Here is a 17,862-nt window from a genome sequence, read left to right as displayed (position 1 = left end):
CGTGTTAGAGGAATTTCTTAGCAGCAAACCATTATATTATGACACCATAGACTACACCCGTATGCCCAGAGTATACGCAAAAATCAAAGCTTCATTAAAATTGCCAAAAATTATTCATCTTGTGGGCACAAACGGAAAAGGGACAACAGGACGTTTTTTGGCGTCAGCCTTGTACTCTTTGGGGTTTACTACGGGGCATTATACCTCTCCGCATATACTGACTTTCAATGAACGCATTTGGTTCAACGGAGAAAATGTCAGTGATATACTCTTAAACGAAGCGCATCAAAAGCTTTTATCACTGTTGGATCCCCAGGATGCAGATTCATTAAGCTACTTTGAATATACAACACTTTTGGCAGTTTTTTTGTATCAGGAGTGTGACTATATTGTTCTTGAGGCAGGGCTTGGCGGAGAGCATGATGCAACAGCGGTATTTGAAAATATTTTAACACTTGTGACACCGGTTGGTTTTGATCATGAAGCTTTTTTGGGTTCGGATATTTTGTCCATAGCCACGACAAAACTCAATGCTATGCAAAAAAAAGTAATTGTGTCCAAACAGCCACATAAAGAAGTGATGCAGATTGCCAAAAAAATCGCACAGGAAAAAAATATCCATGTCGCAGATTACAGTGAACTTTTAGATGCACAAGACAAAGCGAAGATTGAAAAAATTGCCAGGTATCACAGGTTGGCGTGCTATTTAAAAGAAAATTTAATGGTAAGTATCGCGGCATTAAAGAGTCTGGGCATTTCGTACGAAGCAGAAGATTTTAAGCATGCAAAATTATTTGGCAGACTTTCTCAATTAGAGACAAACATACTGATAGATGTGGGACACAACACGCTTGCAGCACGTTCAATTTATGAAAGTTTAAAAGAGAATAAATATATATTGGTTTATAATAGTTTTAAAGATAAAAATTACAGTGAAATACTTACTGTTTTACAGCCGATAATTGAACATGTGGAAATTATAGCGGTAGAAGATAAAAGAATAGAAGAATTGAGCAAACTCAAAAAGGCAATAGAGGATTTGCAGATGAAACACACAAGCTTTCAAGGAATAGATGCAAATAAAAATTATCTTGTTTTTGGCTCCTTCAGTGTTGTGGAAACATTTTTGAAGGTGCATGGTGGATAATCATTTTACGGTTACTATTCATGATGACAACGGTGTCAAGCAGTTTAATGTTCACAAGTTTATAAAAAAAGCTTTTTTGTATACCGGACTTTTTTTACTGAGTATTGTACTGATTGCCGCAGGAACTATTTTGTATTTAAATGCCAGTGTAGATAAACTGCAGAGTAAAAAAAATGAAGTGGCACAGGCATATAAAGAGATGCTGCGTCAAAATCAAGCCTTGCAAAAAGAGATGAAGAGTACAACACATTCCCTTTTGGCAAAAGAAAAAGAGCTTGATGAACTTTCAGATTCTTTGTCTCAGATTGAAACGCTCATAGGGCTCAAACCTCTTGCGACTGAATCTTTGGCCGAAAGAGTAAATATGACAATGCTCAGTTCATCGCACAGAGCAACACTGCTGGAACTTATACCAAGCGGATCCCCTGTAAAATACCATGGAATTACAAGCAAATTCGGCTACAGAATACACCCGACACTGCATAAAAAAGAGTTTCATCGTGGTTCTGACATGAAAGCGAAATTCAATACTCCTGTGTATGCAACGGCTGACGGTATTGTTGAATGGGCAGGGCTGCACAGGCGCAGCGGTTTTGGAAAACTTGTCATACTCGAACATGTGTATGGTTTTAAATCGTACTTTGGACATTTAAACAAAATTGTGGTAAAGTCAGGACAATTTGTAAAAAAAGGTGATTTAATTGCCTATACAGGCAATTCCGGGCTCAGTAACGGACCGCATTTGCATTATGAAATACGCTTTATTCACCGTGCATTAAATCCGTATTATTTTATAAAATGGACACAGCAAAATTATGATGAAATTTTTAAAAAGGAGAAAAAGATACCATGGCAATCTTTAATAATGGCAACATCACGGATAAAAGTGATAAAACAGATGCAAACACAGCAATTGTCACAGCCGGAGCAAAAATCAAAGGCGAAATAGAACTTACATGCAATCTTTATATAGACGGAGAGTTAGAGGGGTTTATAAAGTCGTCCAAAGAGGTGAATGTGGGTAAAAACGGACATGTAAAAGGCGATATTACAACAAAGCGTCTCGTGGTTCAAGGCCTGGTTGAGGGGAGTATACATGCAGACCGTGTCGAGATAAAAGCGGCAGGACATGTAAATGGCGAAATTACCTCGCTTGAACTTGTCATAGAGGCCAAAGGTATTTTTCAGGGAAACTCAATAGTAAAAGAAACAGGAAAGTAATGTCACAGGCAATTTTATTTAATCATTTTAAAAACAATGCACAAAAAGATGCCCTTGAAGTTTTGGTATGTGAAGATGCAAAAGAAGCATATGAACTTGAAAATGTAGCAAAGTTTTTTGGACGGGATGTTGTTGTTTTTCCCGATTTCAGACCAGGTTACGGTGATGATTTGCGTTCTTACAAAGAAGAGTTGCACGAACTCTGTTTTGCTTTAAGAACATACTATTTTTGCGCGAAAAAACCACTTGTAATATCTCCTTTAAAAACACTTCTCTTTCATTTGCCAAAAAAAGAGCTGCTCGGTGAGATGAGGCTTGAATTTGGCTCAGAGATTAATCTCAAAGAGTTTAAAGAGCAGATGCTTTACTGGGGATACACTTTTGTTGATATGGTACAGGTTGCAGGTGAAATTTCTCATCGTGGGGATATTATAGATATTTTTGTGCCTTCTTCCGAAAATCCGATAAGAATTTCCCTCTTTGACAATGAAATAGAACAAATAAAATCCTTTGCCCTTGAAACACAAAGAACCCTCGGCGATGATTTGGAAAGTGTAGAAATACGAAGTGCTTTTTATGCTCTGGATGAAGCATCCTACAATGCCTTGCATCAAAAAATACAAAAGAGTGAATTTGATGCACTCAACAAAGATGTAGCCTCTTTGGGCTTTTGGCATCTTGATGAATTGGCAGAGAATTTTTTAGCAGGCAAAAATGTCAAACTTGTCAGAAATTTAGACAATATACTCAAAGATGCCTACGGTATAAACAATCCGCAGCTTCCAAGAGATGCTTTTGATCTTGAATTGTTAGAAGAAAACGATGCCGTCAAAGAGTTGGTTGTTGTCAATGCCGCCCAGCTTTTAAAAGTACATCCAAACAAGAAAGTAACGCTCATTGCTGCAAATAATGCGACAATAAAACAGGCCGGTATTTATGATACAACAGGTTTAAGCATTGTAGAGGCTCCTTATATATTAAATATTATTACACCTGATGAGCTGGTTATATCACTGAACAAAGCCGATAAAAAACGCCGCAGAAGAAAAACCTCTATTCTTTTGGATGATTTAAAAGCAGGTGATTATGTAGTTCATGAAGATTATGGTGTCGGTATCTTTGAAAAAATTGAAAAAACCGAAATACTCGGCGGAGTCAAAGACTTTATCGTCATTAAATATGTCGGTGATGATAAAATACTGCTGCCTGTAGAAAACCTCGACTATATTGACCGTTACATCGCAGGAGGCGGTGCGACACCTGTACTGGACAGGCTGGGAAAAGGAAGCTTTGGCAAACTCAAGGCAAAGGTAAAAAAAAGGCTGCTTGAAATTGCAGGACAGATTGTTAACACGGCAGCAGCAAGAGCGCTTATAAAAGCACCAAAGATTTCTTTGGATAAAAAAGAGCTGGAGCAGTTTCAGGCACTTTCAGGCTTTGAATATACAGATGACCAGACTCAGGCTGTTGAGGAGATACTCTCACAAATGAGTTCAGGGCATATAATGGACCGACTTTTAAGCGGAGATGTCGGTTTTGGTAAAACAGAAATCGCACTCAACACTATTTATGCAGCCTACAAGTCAGGCTATCAGTCGGCATTTATTGTACCAACTACACTGCTTTCAGCACAGCACTGGCGTTCTTTGGATGAGCGGTTTAAAGATTTGAGTATCCGTTATGCAAAACTTGACAGATTTGTCACCACAAAAGAGAAAAATGCAGTTATTAAAGGGCTGGCAAGCGGTGAAATAGATTGTGTTGTCGGGACGCATACGCTTTTTGGACTGGAATTTAAGAAACTTGGCGTCGTTATTATAGATGAAGAACACAAGTTTGGCGTGAAGCAAAAAGAGAAAATCAAAGAGCTCTACCATAATGTGCATCTGCTCTCTATGAGTGCAACACCGATTCCGCGATCACTCAATCAGGCACTCAGTTCCATAAAAACAATGAGTCAGCTATTGACAGCGCCGAGTGAGCGCCAGGGTGTAAGGACTTTTGTAAAAGAGTATGATGAAAAGCTGATAAAAGAGGTTATTTTGAGAGAACTTCGTCGTGGCGGTCAGGTTTTTTATGTGCACAATTCAATTGACCATATGCCTATAAAACTGGGAGAACTGCAGGCCCTGTTACCTGACTTGAGAATGCTGATGCTGCATTCTAAAATATCGGCAGTGGAAACAGAAAAAGAGCTGCTGAAATTTGAAGCAGGCGAATATGATGTCATGATAGCCACCTCCATTATTGAGAGCGGTATTCATATGCCCCGTGTCAATACCATCATTGTAGACGGTGCAGACAGATTTGGTATAGCAGATTTGCATCAGCTTCGCGGGCGTGTAGGTCGTGGACACAATGAGGGTTTTGCCTATTTTATTGTACAAAACAAAGAAAATTTGACAGATGAAGCCAAAAAACGCCTTTTGGCATTAGAATCGAACTCCTTTTTAGGTTCGGGTTCTGTGCTGGCACATCATGATTTGGAAATTCGCGGCGGCGGGAATCTTGTAGGAGATGCACAAAGCGGACATATTAAAAATATCGGCTACTCTCTGTATCTTCGAATGCTTGAAGATGCTATAAAAGAGTTGAGCAATACAGCCGAGGGAGAGCGGGCAAAGGTAGATGTAAAACTGAGCATATCCGCTTTTATCAGTGATGAAATTGTACAAGAAGACAGGTTGCGTTTAGATATCTACAGAAGACTTGCCCAGTGTGAAAGTGCTGTGGAGATCTATGAAATAGAAGAAGAGGTAATTGACCGTTTTGGCGAATTGGACATTCCTACCAAACAGTTTTTTGAATTGATGGTTATTAAACTTTTGTCCCTGGAGAAAAAAATCAAAACGATTTCAAACTATGGACAAAATATCACATTTACCTATTTAAATGAGTCCAAGGAGACAATAAAATCAGATTCGAAAGATGATGATGACATTATTAAAGCAACACTGTACTATTTAAGAAACAGCAAACCAAAAGTGCTCTAGTTGGTCTATATTACTCTTTTTTTAAGCGCTTTCGGTGCCGCGACTTTATTGCCGGTAGTGAGTGAAGCTGTATTGGTTTATGATATTACCGCCGGTTACAATATTTATGCTCTGCTGGGTGTTGCTACACTCGGCAATACCCTTGGTTCCTGTTTGAACTACTTTTTGGGCAAAAAAGGGGTTGATTATCTGGCACAGAAAAAATATGTAAAAATGAGAGCGTATAAAAAAGCCGAATCAATGTTTGATCGTTACGGTGCCATCGTGCTGCTGCTCTCCTGGGCTCCGATCATCGGTGACCCTATTACTTTTGTAGCCGGTGCTCTGCATTATAACTTTAAAAGATTTTTTTTGCTTGTTCTGTTTGCAAAAGGTATTCGTTATATACTGTTGGCACTTTTTTTTATCTGATTTTTATCTCTTTGGAAAAAGCTTCAAAAATGCGGTAGGTACTCCAGTGATAGGGCATAAACTCCGGGTGCCACTGCAGACCCAGAATGAAGTCTTCATTGTCTGTTTCAATGGCCTGTATGAGGCCGTTTGTATCTTTTGCTGCAACTTTCAGCCCTTTTCCAAGTGTTCTCACTGTTTGATGATGCAGGGCATTGACTTTTAATTTTTCGGCTTTGAGAATTTTATGCAGATGGCTTTTTGGTTCTATTTTGATGGTGTTTTGAGGCAGCAGAGAATGCGGATGTCTAAAATCCAAATCCATTTCCGGTATATGCGGGTGAAGTGATCCGCCCATAAAGAGATTGATAAGCTGCATGCCTCTGCATATTCCCATAACGGGAATGTTTTGTGTGAGTGCGCGCTCAAGTAAAAAGAGTTCCATTGCATCACGCAGTGGTTCGGTTTTTTTTACACTGGGGTGCCTGGATGTATGAAAAGTATGCGGATCAATATCCACACCTCCTGTAAGCACAAGCCCATCCATTTGGGTGTTCTTGTCCCAATTATCAGGATGCAAAAACCTTGCATTCACACCAAAAAGCGTGAGCAAAGCACGACTTGTCATCCAGGCACTGCGACTTCCTTTGCTTGAGCCTGTTATGATTATATTTGTTTTTTCAGCCATACATTTACCTGCTGCAACCACTTCTCTTTTTTCAAAAACGAAAAAGGGTCAGTGAGGTATTTGCTGTATTCGCCGGCAAGTTGTGCAAGCATCTCTTTGTCTTGAGCGAGTTTTTCAATGATGACCCAGCTGTTCCAGGCATCGTAAGTGTGCCACTCTTTTTTGTCAACCTTGGAGTTTGGAAGGCGATAATGATAGGCAGGACGTGGTGAAATTTTTTCTTCGGGAAGTGTCTTGAAAACCTGATTGGAATCTATCCAGGCAAGCAGAGGCAAGAGGTCCAGTGCGCGATTACGGGTAGGGTTATATTGCAGATAGTCACAGATAAACCGGTTCATATCCGGTTTGTAAGAGGCTTTGAGTACTTTTTGTATATACTCCTCTTCAAAAGGTTTGATATAGGGGCTGATTCTGCGTACAATATCAGGTTGCAGCCATAGCACAAGCGTCTCATAAAGAATGAAAAAGGCCCTGAGTGTATCAATAATTTCTTTTACTTCAAAAGAGAAGGCCTGAGGATTGATATGAAAGCCAAAGGCATAGAGAGGATTGGCATCAGTTCCAAGTGCTCCGTTTATTCGAAACGTCTCTTTTATCTTCTCTATAATTGCAATTTTATCCAAAGGAAGCGGCGGTGTTGTGATTTCATAAGGCACGATAGTTTGAGAAAGGGTGGCTATGAACTCTTCCAAAGCCAGTGCGATTTCTGTTTCGATAAACTGGTCAAGTCCTATATTCTGCAGCCATTTTTGCAAACCCTGTGAAATAAGAAACTGAAAATCAAGGATAAGATTAAAGTCGCCACAGCAGGTATCTCTGATTTTGTAATGATAAGGATTTATTTTTTCCATACTGCCGGATTCTAAAGTTTCAATAAGTAATTCTGCACTTTTTTGTAACTCAATGGCACTGTATTCAAGTTCAAAGCCGACTTTTCGAAGCTCATTTGAAGCGTTGATACGTACAGGTGGTTGCATAAAATGATTCATACTGTAATTATACTGTTTTTTAAAGAAAAACAGGGAAAAGATTTGGCTATAATTCTAAAAAACAAACGAAAAGAATTATACATTGAAAATAGCATTTATAGGCGATATACTAGGTCAGCCCGGACGTATTATGTTGCGGGATTATCTGAAGAAAATAAAAGAAGAACACAAAATAGATTTTGTCATTGCAAATTATGAAAATGCTTCTCACGGTTTTGGGTTGACACTCAAAAATGCAAATGAACTCTTCTCCTACGGCATCGATGTTATGAGCGGAGGCAATCATACCTGGGATAAAAAAGAGATTATTCCTCTTTTAGATACGCATGAACTGCTGCGGCCCCATAATTATCCTGAGGAAGTACCGGGAACCGGTCTGCGTGTTTATGATATAAAGGGTGAAAAACTTGCTGTCCTTAATATAATGGGGCACTATGCAATGCCCTATACCGACAATGCCTTTCGCTGTGCAAAAAATACGGTTGAGGAGCTGCACACGCAGGAGATAAAAAATATTTTTGTTGATTTTCATGCTGAGGCTACAAGTGAAAAACGCGCACTGATGATGATGCTTCAGGGAAAAGTAAGCGGAATTATCGGGACACATACTCATGTAGGCACTGATGATTTTCAAATTGTAAACGGTACGGCATATATGAGTGATATAGGGCTTACAGGATGCCGTGACAATATTATAGGCATGGACAAGGATGTTCCTGTAAAACAGTTTTTGACAGGTCTAAAAGGGCATTTTGATATTCCAAAAAAGTGTAAAAAAATTCTGCAGATGGCTGTCATGCAAATCAATGACGGCAAATGCAGTGAAGCATATAAACTGAAAATTTTTGATGACAGCAGAGTGATTAAAACCGAGGCATGGCTGGATTAGGCGGCAGTTACTCTGTAGTAGTTGTCATTTGCAATATAGGTATTGATAAATTTCTGTTTTAAAAGAGTGTTGCGTTGTATGTTTTCAGGCTGTTTGACCTCTTGTGTTAACGCTGTTTTGGGTTTTTGCGCAAGAGAAAAATAGTGAGAATTTTCACTGTAGGCATTCTGGGCACTGCTGATTTTTTTTATTTTTTCAAATTTTGTTTTGGCATACTCTTTTTTGGGTGTATTTTGCTGTTGCAGTAACTGCTGGTTGTGTAATGACTTATAGTTTGAAATATAATTGAGTGGTATTTTTACAGAAGAAGCAACAACTTTTTCAAGGCTTTTTGAGAATACTTTTTCTTGCTCTTGAGAGAAATTGTCTCTTTCATTTTGCGTATTTTTATCTATTTTTGATGTGTGCTTGTTTGGTATATATGTATTGTATGATGAAACAAACATCTTTTTTTCCTCTTCAAAATTTCCGCAATTGATTTATTATACCATAGAATCTTTGATATAATTATAAAAAATATTAAGGCATATTTATGAGTGCAAATATAGTAATAGTTGAAGATGAGGAAGATTTGCTCGAACTGTTGGAATACACCCTGGAAAAAGAGGGATTTGAAACAATAGGCTTTTTAAATACAAAAACAGTTGTGCAGATTTTAGATGAAGAAGATATAGATTTACTTATAATGGACAGGAACCTTCCCGGTGTTGAAGGAAGTGAGTTTGTTGCAAAACTACGTGATGAGGGGCTTGATATACCCGTTATATTTTTAAGTGCAAAAGACAGAGATGAAGATATTGAGAGTGGCTTTTTGCGAGGCGGAGATGATTACATCACGAAACCGTTTAATATGAAAGAATTGGTCCTTCGCATCCGATCTGTGTTAAAAAGAACTTCAAAAAAATACAATAATTCAAAATTGCTTTTTAGAGATTTACTGCTTGACAAAAGCAGCAGAACATTACATGTAGACGGAAGACCTGTTGATGTGACAAAGCTTGAATTTGATCTTTTAAGTGAATTTATCTTAAATAAAAACAGTGTACTTGACAGGGATTATCTGCTTGAAAATGTTTGGGGTGACAGTGAAAACCACCAGTACAAGACTGTCAATGTTGCCATCAACAGGCTCAAAGAGAAGATAGACCCGGACAAGTCAAAAGACTATATACAAACAGTTCGCGGAGTAGGGTATAAAATATGTTAACAAATTGACATATTTTTAGCTTTCTTGATTTTTCTTGGTTATATTGTTGCTCTTAGGAGTAAGAATGAGAGATTTTCGAACGATTATAGAAGTTTTCAAAGAGCATATTGCGAATGGATCAAATACGAAAGTATATGATAAGGATGTGGCAAATTTACTAAATATTTCCCAATCAAAATTTGCAACAATCAAAAAAAGGAACTCTACTCCTTTTGTTGAGATATTAGAGTATTGCCATCAAAAAGATTTGTGCTGCAGTGAAATTTTTTTTGATTCAAATATCTCCTCTTTTTCTCGCAAAAACATCTGATTTTTAGTTTTTAAAGAGAGTATCATCAAACTTTCATCTACATAGCGGTTAATTTTTGCTAAAATAGATTAAATAATTTTAGTAGGGTTTAATGGCATACTCAGAATCAGATACTCGTTCAAAACTAATCGACCCATCTATAAAGGAGAGTGGTTGGTTAGAATCAAATATAGTAAGAGAATATTATTTTACCGATGGGCGAAAGCTTATAGGCGGCAAACGCGGTAAAAGATACTTTGTTGATTACCTGCTTACATATAAAAATACCAACCTAGCCATCATCGAAGCAAAAGCCGAATCAAAAGACCCACTCGATGGATTGCAACAATCTATAAATTATGCCCAGCGATTAAAGATAGACTTTGTATATACAACAAACGGACATAAAATTTATGAACACTCTCTTATAGAGGGAAAAGGTAAGTTTATACAAAACTATCCAACTCCTGATGAACTTTTTTTTAGAAAATATGGCAAACAATCTGCTAAAGAAAAAGATGTAATCACTTATCCTTTTTACATTGAAGGGACGATGAGACCTCGTTTTTATCAACAAATTGCTGTGCAAAAGAGTATAGAAGCTATTGCCAATGAAAAGAGAAGAATTTTGTTGACTCTCGCAACCGGAACAGGCAAAACTTACATCGCTTTTCAAATAGCATACAGATTATTTCAATCGAAGTGGAATAAAGACGGAAGCGATAGAAGGCCCAAGATACTTTTCTTGAGCGATAGAAATGTACTCAAAGACCAATCTATGAATACATTCAATCCACTTGAGAAAGATTGTGTTGAGATTAACGGAAAAGTTATTAAAAAAAGAGGTGGTAGAGTGCCTACCGCTGGTAACATATTTTTTGCCATCTATCAATCTATCGCAGAAAATAAAAACAGAGTTGCAGATATGAGTGAGGAAGAGCAAGAGGACGATGTGTACGCCTACTATAAACAGTATCCAGCTAACTTTTTTGACCTTATCATCATAGATGAGTGTCATCGTGGCAGTGCAAATGATGAAAGTTCTTGGAGAGATATACTCAATCATTTTGGCAGTGCTGTTCACTTAGGTTTAACAGCGACACCAAAAAGAGATGATAACGGAGATACTTACAAATACTTTGGAGAACCTATCTATGAATATTCTCTCAAAGATGGCATAAACGATGGTTTTTTAACACCTTACAAGGTAAAGAGAATTCAAACCAATATAGACGAGTACAGATTTGACCCTAATGACATCATAATAGGTGAGTTAGAGAAGCAGATAGTAGAACTAGAGCAGTTTGAAAAACAAGTAGTCATTCCAAAACGGACTGAACTCATCGCAAAAACCATCCTGCAAAATATGAACCCTATGGATAAATCTATAATTTTTTGTGTGAACCAAAAACATGCGCTTGATATGAAAATTGCAATAGACAAGTTCAAAACTGTTAAAGACAATAACTACTGCGTGAGAGTAACCTCAGATGAGGGTGACATCGGTCGTAACTTTTTAGAGATGTTTCAAAACAACGACAGAGATATACCTACACTACTCACCAGTTCAAAAATGCTTACAACAGGTGTGGATGCCAAAAATGTGAGAAATGTAGTTTTAACTGCTCCTATAAAATCAATGACAGAATTTAAACAGATAATAGGTCGAGGAACGAGAGTTTATGAGGGCAAAGATTTTTTTACCATTATGGATTTTGTCGGAGCGACCAATCTTTTTTATGACCCTGCGTGGGATGGAGAAAATGTACAAGAAGAAAGAACGCCAAGAACACAAAAAGATAAGAAAAACGGTGAAAATGATGACACCCAACCAACAGAACCACCTGAAGGTGAGTCGCCAAAAAATGAAAAAGTAACCATAGATATACAGGGTAAAAAACTCAAAGTTATCAACATAGAGACCACTTATGTCGGTATGGACGGAATCCCTTTAAAAACAGAGGACTATTTAGAACTTCTCATAGGAGTACTTGGCAAGTTTTACAATGATGAAGATGGACTCCGTAGTATTTGGAGTAACCCAACAAATAGAAAAGACCTGCTCAATAAACTAAAAGAGATGAACATCGATGAAGCACAGTTAAATGACCTCAAAATAATCTTTGATGCAGAAAATAGCGACATATATGACGTACTCGCCCACCTCTCTTTTAATCTTAATATTAAGACAAGAAGTGAAAGAGTCTTTGCAGTAGAACACTCAGAGTTTATAGAAAAACATCACAATGAAAAAGCCAAAGAGTTCATAGAGTTCATACTTGAGCGATACAAAAAAGATGGTGTGAAAGAGCTTGATGAAGACAAACTAGCAAAGTTAGTTGATTTAAGTGGGCTTGGCAGTGTAAGAGAAGTTGCAAATAACTTTGGCGGAATTGCTGAAATGAGAAATGAATATTTTGAGTTGCAGAGGGAGATTTATAGATGATAGATAAAATGGAAATTGCAGACAATAACTTTTATAATAGTATTAAAAATATACTTCAAAATGCTAGAGATAATGCCTATAGGTCAGTAAACTTTATCATGGTTGAAGCCTATTGGCATATAGGGCAACAGATAGTTGAAGAAGAACAACGAGGCAAAGAGAGGGCAGAGTATGGTAAGGCACTCATAAAAGAGCTATCTCATAAGCTTACAGAAGATTTTGGTAAAGGGTTTAGTAAAAGAAATATTTATAATATGAAAAAATTCTATTTGTCATTTTTAAATTTGCAGACACTGTCTGCACAATTGACATGGAGCCACTATGTACTTCTTCTAAGAATTGAAAAGAGAGATGCTAGAGAATGGTATATGCAAGAGTCTACCAAATCTAACTGGAGTGTAAGAGCAATGGAAAGACAGATACACTCACACTACTACGAATGCCTACTCTCCAGCAGAGAGAAAGCCCCGGTAGAACAAAAGAGGCACAAGAGAAGACAAAGTCTATGAAGCTTGTAGCCAAAGACATCATTAAAGATCCGTATGTGTTGGAACTTTTAGAACTAGAGGACAATCCATCTTTTAGGGAAAACGATCTAGAGGCAGAGCTCATAGCTAAAATAAGAGAGTTTCTATTAGAGCTTGGGCGTGGATTTGCCTTTGTAGCACGACAAAAGAGGGTTCAGACAGAGCTTAGTGATTTTTACATAGATTTGGTGTTTTATAACTATATCTTGAAGTGTTTTGTCATTTTAGACCTAAAGCGAGGCAAGCTCACTCACCAAGATATAGGACAAATGGATATGTATGTTAATATGTTCGACGAATTAGAAAAAGCGCCTGAAGATAATCCAACCATAGGTATAATTCTTTGTGCTGACAAAGACAATACTGTCGTCAAATATTCCAGCCTCAAAGACAACGAACAACTTTTTGTCTCCAAGTATCAGATGTATTTTCCTACAGAAGAAGAGTTAAAGGCTGAGTTGGAGAGGGATGTTTTGGAGATTTAATGCAAATAATTATTAAAGAATGTTACAATAAAGAAAAAGAGACAAAAATATTTAAATATCACATGTATGTATAAAGGAATAATAAATTTATGAAACTTAGCAAAGTAAGAATTAAAAACTATAGAAGCATTAAGGATTCGGGAGATATTGTATTTACAGATGACTTATTTGTTCTAGCAGGTCAAAATGAATCAGGGAAAAGTTCTGTTTTAGAAGCTTTAAAGTCCTACGAGGAAGAAACATTTGATAGAGATACGCTGAATTTTGAAGAAGAGCAAGAAGAAAATTATATACAATCAGTTTCTTGTACTTATAAAATTATAGATTCAGAAAAATTTATAAAAGACTTAATAAGTGAATTAAAAGAAAAGTTTGTAATAAAAGAAGAAGATTTTTTAGATGTAGAAAAAATTAAAAAAATTAAAGAATTTACAATTACAAAAGAATATGATCATAATAGTGACACTTTAACTATTAAACTGAATGGAGGAATAATTGGGTTATTAAAAGGTGCTGTATTGTCTTCTGTTGTAACAAATACAAATGAGAGTGGAGAAGAAATAGAAATTAAAGAGTTTATTATAGATGTAGATAATAAAAAAGATGAAATTGCTGTTGAATTTTGGCGTTTAACTCCTAACATAATATTATTTAGTGACTTTAGTGATTTATTGCCTGATAAAATTTTAATTTCAGATTTAGAAAGTGCAAACAAAGATGCTAAAGGTTATGGAGCTGTTCGTAAATTAGAAAGCATTATGGGTAATAAAACTTTTTTAGAAATATCAAATTTAAATAATGCCCAAAAGAAAGCTACAACATCAAAAATCATAAATGCTGTATCGGTTACATTTACACAAGATTGGCAGCAAAAAATATATGGCAATAATGATGTAAGAATTAGTTTTAGTATTGAAAATGATAATGTAGCTAGTAAAGCAGTTAAAACTGTATTTTTTTATATTGAAACGCAAGATAATGTACCTTTAGAACCAAGGAAAAGAAGTAAAGGAATGATATGGTTTTTGTCTGCATGGCTGTCATTGAAATCAAAAGAAAATGATGGAAAACTAATTATTTTATTTGATGAACCAGGTTTATATTTACATGTCAAAGCACAAAAAGATATGCTTAATTTATTTAAATATTTAACAGAAAAAAAAGAACATCAAATTATCTATTCTACTCATTCTCCATCGTTAATAGATATAGATAAGTTATATAACATAGGACTCGTTATTAATACTAAAAGCAAAGGTACTTTGGTAGAAGGGTTGACAACATCTAAAATCAATACAAGTTATAAAAAAGATGCTTTGCAGCCTATTGCGGAGGCAATGGGGTTAGATATAGATGTAGGTGTATTGGGAGAAAAAAACATACTCCTTGAGGGATTGTCTGACTTTTATTATTTTCAAGCTATGAGTAAAATTTTAAATAAAGAAAATCTTTATAAATTTGTACCAGGTATTGGTATAAAAAATGGAAAAATTTACCATTTAATTTCTTTTTGTTTAGGGTATGGATTAGATTGGGTTTTAATAATGGATGATGGTACACATCCACAAGAGATTAAAAAAGAATTGAAAAAAAATATATTTAATGATAACGGAGAAGACACAGCAAAAAAAGTTCATATACTTGAAGATATTAATGGAATTGAAAATATATTTTCATGTGATGATTTATTGCTAATAGATGAAAAGATACAATGCAATGAAGAAGATGATAAGGTGAAAAAAATTGGAAATGCGAGAAAAATTATTTTTGCAAAAACATTTTTACAGAAAGTTAATGGGGAAAAGATAAAAAAAGAAAATATTAGTCAGGATACTATTGAAAAGTGGGAAAAAATTTTTGAGTGGGTTAAAATACAATTTGAAAATGAATCCAATTAACCTACCCCTAAAAACCAACCCAGAAACCCAAACAGTCCTAAAAAAAGCCATTTCGGCTAACCGTGCTTTGGCAAAGCTAAACGGTACGGCTAAAATCATTCCAAATCAAAACATTCTTATAAATGCTTTGGTTTTACAAGAGGCTAAGGATAGTTCGGAGATAGAAAACATCATTACCACGCATGATGAGTTGTTTCGTGCCGGGCTTGATGTAGAGTCGGTTACACATGCTACAAAAGAGGTGCAACACTATAGAGAGGCACTTTTAAAGGGGTATGCGATTGTAAAAGAGAGTGGTTTGCTGCTCAAACGTGATATAGTGCGAATTCAAGGAATTTTAGAACAAAATGATGCAGGGGTTAGAAAACAGAGTGGAACAGTACTGAAAAACCAATCTACCGGAGAGGTGGTGTTTGAACCACCTCAAGAGTATGAGACTATACAAAAACTTTTAGACAATCTTGAGAAGTATATCAATGAAGAAAATGAGATTGACCCACTTGTAAATATGGCGATTATTCATTATCAGTTTGAGAGTATCCATCCCTTTTATGATGGCAATGGTCGTACTGGCAGGATTATAAATATCTTGTATCTTATGCTCAAAGGCTTGCTTGATGTGCCTATTTTGTATTTGAGTTCTTATATCATTCAAAATAAAGCAGACTACTATAGACTACTGCAAGAGGTGAGAACTGAGGAGAAGATGGAAGAATGGATACTTTACATGTTGGACGGAGTAGAAAAGACTTCACAAGCCACAATCATTCTCATAGAAGATATAGATAAACTCATAAATGAGAGTAAAATTAAAATCCGTGAGGAGTTGCCAAAAATCTACTCTAAAGATTTGGTTGAGATTTTATTTATGCATCCTTACACGAAAATAGAGTTTTTGGTAGATGGTCTGGGTATCACAAGACAAACAGCATCTAAGTATTTAATCCGTTTAGAAGAGATAGGCATAGTAACAAATATACAAATTCAAAATAGTAAATTTTATATTAACAATAAGCTGTTTAACAGGTTGAAAAAAGGAATATAACACTATGTTAAAAGAAGTGAAAAATATTAACATAGCTTAAGACCTATGTTAAAAAAATCAAAAAAAGTTAACATAGCTTTAAAACTATGTTGAAAAAACTAAGAAATCACAACATAGCTTTGCGCTAAAAGAAAGGTAAAATTTGGAAAACAAAATAAACAGAATAACAGACATACTCCGTAGGGATGATGGAATCAGCGGTGCTATGATGTACACAGAACAGATATCGTGGATACTTTTTTTAAAATTTTTAAATGATTTAGAAGATTCTAAGGCTGATGAAGCACTTTTAAACGGGCAAGATTATACTTATATACTTGATGATAAATACAAGTGGAGTTCTTGGGCTTGTCCTAAAAAAGATGGCAAGATTGACCTTATCAATGCCAAAAGCGGGGAAGACCTTTTAGAGTTTGTAAATAAGGAACTTTTTGTCTACCTTAAAGGGTTTAAATCTATTACCCAAGACCCAAAATCTATAAAATACAAAATCGGTGCTATCTTTGAATTTTTAGATAATCGCATCGCTAATGGGCATACGCTTCGTGAGGTTTTAGACATCATTGATGCTATGGACTTTCACAATCAGGCTGATTTGTTTCAACTCTCACTTATTTATGAAAAACTGCTTAAAGATATGGGGAGTGATGGCGGTAACAGTGGGGAGTTTTATACTCCTCGTCCGCTTATCAAAGTTATTGCTGATGTTGTTAACCCACAAGTCGGGCAAACTGTGTATGATCCGGCAGTCGGTTCATGCGGGTTTCTCATAGAAGCATATAATCACATGAGATACACCGATGTTGCAAAAAACGAACAAAGAGAACTCTCCACCGAACAGCTAAAGTTTTTAAATGAAGATACTTTTTTTGGAAATGAAAAAACTCCACTCTCTTATGTAATGGGTGTGATGAATATGATTTTGCACGGTATAGAATCTCCAAACATTGCAAAAACAAACACGCTTACAAAAGACATCAGAGGGCTGGAAGAAAAAGACAGGTTTGATTGTATTTTGGCAAATCCTCCTTTTGGCGGAAAAGAGAATGATTCCATCCAGCAAAATTTTCCTATAAAGTCTAATGCTACTGAGTTGCTGTTTTTACAACATATGATGAACTACTTAAAACTTGGTGGAAAGTGTGGTGTGGTTATTCCTGAAGGTGTGCTGTTTCAAACAAACAAGGCATTTGGTGCAGTCAAAAAAGAACTTTTAGAACGATTTAATGTGCATACTATCCTTAGTCTTCCAGCAGGAATATTTTTGCCTTACAGTGGTGTGAAAACAAATGTACTCTTCTTTGACAGAAACGGAAGTACCTCAGATATATTTTACTACGAAGTTAACCCGCCGTATAAACTTACAAAAAACAAACCTATTCAGTATGAACACTTCAAAGAATTTTTAGAGGTGTGGGAAGACAGAACTCTTACAGATAACTCTTGGATAGTTAATATAAATGACATTAAAGAGTTTGACATCAGTGCTAAAAATCCTAACAACATTGAAGTTATCGAGCATAAATCACCGATAGAGTTAGTTGAAAATATAAAAAGCAATAATGAAGAGATAAACACTTTAATGAAGACAATAGAAACGATTTTAATGGGAAAAGATATTGAATAAGTTCAGAACCCTCGGCTATAT

At 36.0% G+C, this 17,862-nt stretch carries 17 protein-coding genes; 14 read left to right on the top strand and 3 right to left on the bottom strand.

From position 1 onward, the window contains the following. Window position 1 precedes the first annotated feature (1 nt). The 5 genes from ETP70_RS09180 to ETP70_RS09160 are packed head-to-tail and all read left to right on the top strand — an operon-like array spanning window position 2 to window position 5,772. Window positions 2-1,147 (top strand): bifunctional folylpolyglutamate synthase/dihydrofolate synthase, encoded by a 1,146-nt coding sequence (locus ETP70_RS09180; protein WP_230973256.1) that lies wholly within the window; start codon window positions 2-4, stop codon window positions 1,145-1,147. After that, on the top strand, window positions 1,137-2,096 hold the full coding sequence (locus ETP70_RS09175) for a peptidoglycan DD-metalloendopeptidase family protein (RefSeq protein ID WP_230973255.1): 960 nt from the start codon (window positions 1,137-1,139) through the stop codon (window positions 2,094-2,096). Before ETP70_RS09180 ends, ETP70_RS09175 begins: the two co-directional genes overlap by 11 nt. Continuing rightward, complete coding sequence (locus ETP70_RS09170) at window positions 1,997-2,368, top strand: bactofilin family protein (protein ID WP_151900903.1); 372 nt, start codon at window positions 1,997-1,999, stop codon at window positions 2,366-2,368. The genes ETP70_RS09175 and ETP70_RS09170 overlap by 100 nt, the downstream gene beginning before the upstream one ends. Next, a complete protein-coding gene (gene mfd, locus ETP70_RS09165) occupies window positions 2,368-5,361 on the top strand; it encodes a transcription-repair coupling factor (RefSeq protein WP_151900902.1) in 2,994 nt (997 codons plus the stop codon). Before ETP70_RS09170 ends, mfd begins: the two co-directional genes overlap by 1 nt. Further along, on the top strand, window positions 5,362-5,772 hold the full coding sequence (locus ETP70_RS09160; RefSeq protein WP_151900901.1) for a YqaA family protein: 411 nt from the start codon (window positions 5,362-5,364) through the stop codon (window positions 5,770-5,772). It abuts the gene before it with no gap. Here the strand turns inward: ETP70_RS09160 and ETP70_RS09155 are convergent. Further along, window positions 5,765-6,439, bottom strand: coding sequence for a gamma-glutamyl-gamma-aminobutyrate hydrolase family protein (locus tag ETP70_RS09155; protein WP_151900900.1), 675 nt, complete (start codon window positions 6,437-6,439; stop codon window positions 5,765-5,767). The two genes, ETP70_RS09160 and ETP70_RS09155, sit on opposite strands and share 8 nt — an antisense overlap. Next, window positions 6,418-7,428, bottom strand: a complete 1,011-nt coding sequence (locus ETP70_RS09150) for an amidoligase family protein (RefSeq protein ID WP_151900899.1) — start codon at window positions 7,426-7,428, stop codon at window positions 6,418-6,420. Before ETP70_RS09150 ends, ETP70_RS09155 begins: the two co-directional genes overlap by 22 nt. Before the next feature lie 82 nt (window positions 7,429-7,510). On the opposite strand from ETP70_RS09150, the gene ETP70_RS09145 reads away from it, so the two are divergent. Continuing rightward, complete coding sequence (locus ETP70_RS09145; RefSeq protein ID WP_151900898.1) at window positions 7,511-8,317, top strand: TIGR00282 family metallophosphoesterase; 807 nt, start codon at window positions 7,511-7,513, stop codon at window positions 8,315-8,317. Here the strand turns inward: ETP70_RS09145 and ETP70_RS09140 are convergent. After that, window positions 8,314-8,763, bottom strand: coding sequence for a hypothetical protein (locus ETP70_RS09140; protein ID WP_151900897.1), 450 nt, complete (start codon window positions 8,761-8,763; stop codon window positions 8,314-8,316). The two genes, ETP70_RS09145 and ETP70_RS09140, sit on opposite strands and share 4 nt — an antisense overlap. A gap of 86 nt (window positions 8,764-8,849) precedes the next feature. Between ETP70_RS09140 and ETP70_RS09135 the strand changes: the two genes are divergently transcribed. The 8 genes from ETP70_RS09135 to ETP70_RS09105 all read left to right on the top strand — a co-directional run bounded on the left by ETP70_RS09135 (window position 8,850) and on the right by ETP70_RS09105 (window position 17,841). Next, on the top strand, window positions 8,850-9,524 hold the full coding sequence (locus tag ETP70_RS09135; RefSeq protein ID WP_151900896.1) for a response regulator transcription factor: 675 nt from the start codon (window positions 8,850-8,852) through the stop codon (window positions 9,522-9,524). Between the two features lie 64 nt (window positions 9,525-9,588). Next, window positions 9,589-9,834, top strand: coding sequence for a hypothetical protein (locus ETP70_RS09130; RefSeq protein ID WP_151900895.1), 246 nt, complete (start codon window positions 9,589-9,591; stop codon window positions 9,832-9,834). Window positions 9,835-9,925: 91 nt separating this feature from the next. Further along, a complete protein-coding gene (gene hsdR, locus ETP70_RS09125) occupies window positions 9,926-12,259 on the top strand; it encodes an EcoAI/FtnUII family type I restriction enzme subunit R (RefSeq protein ID WP_151900894.1) in 2,334 nt (777 codons plus the stop codon). After that, complete coding sequence (locus ETP70_RS12585; protein WP_230973254.1) at window positions 12,256-12,768, top strand: DUF1016 N-terminal domain-containing protein; 513 nt, start codon at window positions 12,256-12,258, stop codon at window positions 12,766-12,768. The genes hsdR and ETP70_RS12585 overlap by 4 nt, the downstream gene beginning before the upstream one ends. Next, window positions 12,765-13,271, top strand: coding sequence for a PDDEXK nuclease domain-containing protein (locus tag ETP70_RS12580; RefSeq protein ID WP_230973253.1), 507 nt, complete (start codon window positions 12,765-12,767; stop codon window positions 13,269-13,271). The genes ETP70_RS12585 and ETP70_RS12580 overlap by 4 nt, the downstream gene beginning before the upstream one ends. 89 nt (window positions 13,272-13,360) lie before the next feature. Beyond that, complete coding sequence (locus tag ETP70_RS09115) at window positions 13,361-15,169, top strand: ATP-dependent nuclease (protein ID WP_151900893.1); 1,809 nt, start codon at window positions 13,361-13,363, stop codon at window positions 15,167-15,169. Continuing rightward, the gene (locus ETP70_RS09110; protein ID WP_151900892.1) at window positions 15,156-16,214 is read left to right on the top strand and encodes a Fic family protein; all 1,059 of its coding nucleotides are present in this window, start codon (window positions 15,156-15,158) and stop codon (window positions 16,212-16,214) included. Before ETP70_RS09115 ends, ETP70_RS09110 begins: the two co-directional genes overlap by 14 nt. A 142-nt stretch (window positions 16,215-16,356) precedes the next feature. Further along, window positions 16,357-17,841 (top strand): class I SAM-dependent DNA methyltransferase, encoded by a 1,485-nt coding sequence (locus ETP70_RS09105; RefSeq protein WP_151900891.1) that lies wholly within the window; start codon window positions 16,357-16,359, stop codon window positions 17,839-17,841. Window positions 17,842-17,862 lie beyond the last annotated feature (21 nt).

Source organism: Sulfurimonas hydrogeniphila, from assembly GCF_009068765.1.
GTDB classification, from domain to species: domain Bacteria; phylum Campylobacterota; class Campylobacteria; order Campylobacterales; family Sulfurimonadaceae; genus Sulfurimonas; species Sulfurimonas hydrogeniphila.
This window is presented reverse-complemented; position numbering and strand designations above follow the sequence as displayed.

Coding starts and splice junctions, on each gene's coding strand:
- ETP70_RS09130 (WP_151900895.1), top strand. CDS start 9,589: ATGAGAGATTTTCGAACGATTATAGAAGTTTTCAAAGAGCATATTGCG.
- ETP70_RS09150 (WP_151900899.1), bottom strand. CDS start 7,428: ATGAATCATTTTATGCAACCACCTGTACGTATCAACGCTTCAAATGAG.
- ETP70_RS09175 (WP_230973255.1), top strand. CDS start 1,137: ATGGTGGATAATCATTTTACGGTTACTATTCATGATGACAACGGTGTC.
- ETP70_RS09170 (WP_151900903.1), top strand. CDS start 1,997: ATGGCAATCTTTAATAATGGCAACATCACGGATAAAAGTGATAAAACA.
- ETP70_RS09155 (WP_151900900.1), bottom strand. CDS start 6,439: ATGGCTGAAAAAACAAATATAATCATAACAGGCTCAAGCAAAGGAAGT.
- hsdR (WP_151900894.1), top strand. CDS start 9,926: ATGGCATACTCAGAATCAGATACTCGTTCAAAACTAATCGACCCATCT.
- mfd (WP_151900902.1), top strand. CDS start 2,368: ATGTCACAGGCAATTTTATTTAATCATTTTAAAAACAATGCACAAAAA.
- ETP70_RS09140 (WP_151900897.1), bottom strand. CDS start 8,763: ATGTTTGTTTCATCATACAATACATATATACCAAACAAGCACACATCA.
- ETP70_RS12585 (WP_230973254.1), top strand. CDS start 12,256: ATGATAGATAAAATGGAAATTGCAGACAATAACTTTTATAATAGTATT.
- ETP70_RS09115 (WP_151900893.1), top strand. CDS start 13,361: ATGAAACTTAGCAAAGTAAGAATTAAAAACTATAGAAGCATTAAGGAT.
- ETP70_RS09110 (WP_151900892.1), top strand. CDS start 15,156: ATGAATCCAATTAACCTACCCCTAAAAACCAACCCAGAAACCCAAACA.
- ETP70_RS09135 (WP_151900896.1), top strand. CDS start 8,850: ATGAGTGCAAATATAGTAATAGTTGAAGATGAGGAAGATTTGCTCGAA.
- ETP70_RS12580 (WP_230973253.1), top strand. CDS start 12,765: ATGAAGCTTGTAGCCAAAGACATCATTAAAGATCCGTATGTGTTGGAA.